Genomic DNA, 1321 nt, shown 5'->3' with positions numbered 1-1321 from the left:
GTGGGGGTTGCCCGGGGCGAGGCCTTGGTTCCTGGGGCTGGCGCCCCGTCTCGGTTGTCCCCACCCGGGGTGGAGGGTTCCGTCCTCAAACGCCGGACGGGCTGAGGTGGGCTCCTGGCAGGGGCCTGTGTTGGTGGGGGTTGCCCGGGGCGAGGCCTTGGTTCTTGGGGCTGGGGAGCCTGCTGTTCGCGTGGGTTGGGGGGTGCTATCGGGGGTGACTCCTCAGCGTCGACGGCCCGAAGCACCTTTGATCCGGCATGCGGGTCTTGCCGTCGATCGCTTCCGGGGACACCCCCTGCGCGCCCCCATCCGACACTTGCATCCCCCTGCCCCCAGGTCCCTGCCCCGTCGAGGAACCAGGGGACACACGTTCTGCCCGCGCCCAGCCGAAACCTGCATCCCCTTGCCCAGGGACACCTGTCCCTCGGAGGAACCAGAGGACACACTCCGCGCGCCCCCAGCCGACACGTGGTGTCCTCTGCCCCAGGTCCCTGCCCCGTCGAGGGCCTGGAGGACACCCCCCGCATCCAGGGCCCGTGTTGGGGGCGGTGTGGCGGGTTCGGTGTCTGACTTCGAGACCCCTGGCAGGTCTAAGCTCGGTGGATGACCTTGGAATGGGAACAGGTAATCGTGCACTCGGTAGATCCGGTTGCCTTGGGGCAGTGGTGGGTCGATGCTCTTGGGTGGGTTGTGGTCCACTCCTCTGATGTGGAGTTCGAGATTCGCCCGGAGCCGGATCGCCTGCCGGGGTTGGAGTTCGTCCGGCTTGATGAGAGCAAGAAGACCAAGAGCCGACTGCACCTCGACTTCAGGCCTGATGATCAGGAAGCCGAGGTAGCCCGTCTCGTGGCTCATGGCGCACAGCGGGTTGATATTGGCCAGGGTGATCAATCTTGGGTTGTTCTGGCAGATCCCGAAGGCAACGAGTTCTGTGTCCTCGGCCAGCGGCGTCAGTAAGAACATCCTTCAGGCCCGGACCGGGTCGTCCCTGTTGTCCGACCGAACTCCGCATCACACACGGTCGTTCAGCAGGAGCACGTGAAGCCGCACGGTCTTGTCGACGCTGGTGGTGGCAAGCAGCCGACCGTCAGGGGAGAACGCCACCCCGCGTACCCAGTGGGTGTGTCCGGTGAGGGGCTGGCCGACGGGCTGGCCGGTGGCAGGGTCCCACAACCGCACCATCTTGTCGTCACTGGTGGTGGCGAGCAGCCGGCCGTCGGGAGAGAACGCCACCCCAACCACCGCATGCGTGTGATCGGTGAGGGGCTGGCCGACGGGCTGGCCGGTGGCAGGGTCCCACAGCCGCACCATCTTGTCGTCA

Annotated in this window: 2 protein-coding genes; one reads left to right on the top strand and one right to left on the bottom strand. The window is 66.8% G+C overall.

What is annotated here, in order from left to right; translation table 11 throughout:
- Positions 1-603 precede the first annotated feature (603 nt).
- On the top strand, positions 604-957 hold the full coding sequence (locus tag NBG84_RS31425) for a VOC family protein (protein ID WP_250923073.1): 354 nt from the start codon (positions 604-606) through the stop codon (positions 955-957).
- A gap of 54 nt (positions 958-1011) precedes the next feature.
- Here NBG84_RS31425 and NBG84_RS31420 read toward each other — a convergent pair.
- Positions 1012-1321: WD40 repeat domain-containing protein (locus tag NBG84_RS31420; protein WP_425608735.1), on the bottom strand; the 310-nt coding region annotated here is incomplete at its 5' end.

Origin of the sequence: Streptomyces albipurpureus (assembly GCF_023701525.1) — a bacterium.
GTDB lineage: Bacteria > Actinomycetota > Actinomycetes > Streptomycetales > Streptomycetaceae > Streptomyces > Streptomyces albipurpureus.
The sequence above is the reverse complement of the archived record's forward strand: the minus strand, read 5'-3'. Positions and strand labels throughout refer to the sequence as shown.